This is a genomic window from Rhodococcus sp. A14 (assembly GCF_011603105.1).
GTDB classification, from domain to species: Bacteria; Actinomycetota; Actinomycetes; order Mycobacteriales; family Mycobacteriaceae; genus Rhodococcus_F; species Rhodococcus_F opacus.
In genome coordinates this window covers 1-439 of the sequence record NZ_JAAOQS010000326.1, presented here as the reverse complement: position 1 = coordinate 439, position 439 = coordinate 1, and the positions used below count along the sequence as shown (strand labels likewise).

Below are 439 nucleotides of genomic sequence, written 5' to 3'. Positions count from 1 at the left end.
CGTCATCTCTGGATTGCCGAAATGGTTGACGCCGCGCGTAGCGCGATCGCCCTGTCCGGCGGAGTAGACCAGCGTGAGATCGCGCGGTTCGCCTGTGGTCAGAAAGCGGCGTTCCAGCGCGTGCGTGACGGCCTCTGCATGGCCCGCGCCGACAAACCCCGCGCATGCCACCGTCCACCCGGGCTGCACCAATCGCGCGGCCTCATCCGCTGTGATGACTTGCATGTCTCCTCCGTCTTGTTTGTTTTGTAGATGTCCGTACCACTAATACTGTGCTGCGCGCCCGCTGATGACGACGCCAAGGCGCACGAGCCGGTAGGCGCACCAATCTGCCAGGCGCCACCACCAGCGGCGCGCGGCGTGTGCATCGGCCAGGACGCGGCGTGCGTGATGGGCCATGGCGCCTTCCAGCGCGCCGCGCAGTTCGTTGGCCACGGTC

The 439-nt window shown here is 66.7% G+C and carries 1 pseudogene; it reads right to left on the bottom strand.

The window, feature by feature from the left end:
• Nucleotides 1-225: pseudogene (locus G9373_RS45685) on the bottom strand (acyl CoA:acetate/3-ketoacid CoA transferase); the annotation flags it as partial.
• Nucleotides 226-439 lie beyond the last annotated feature (214 nt).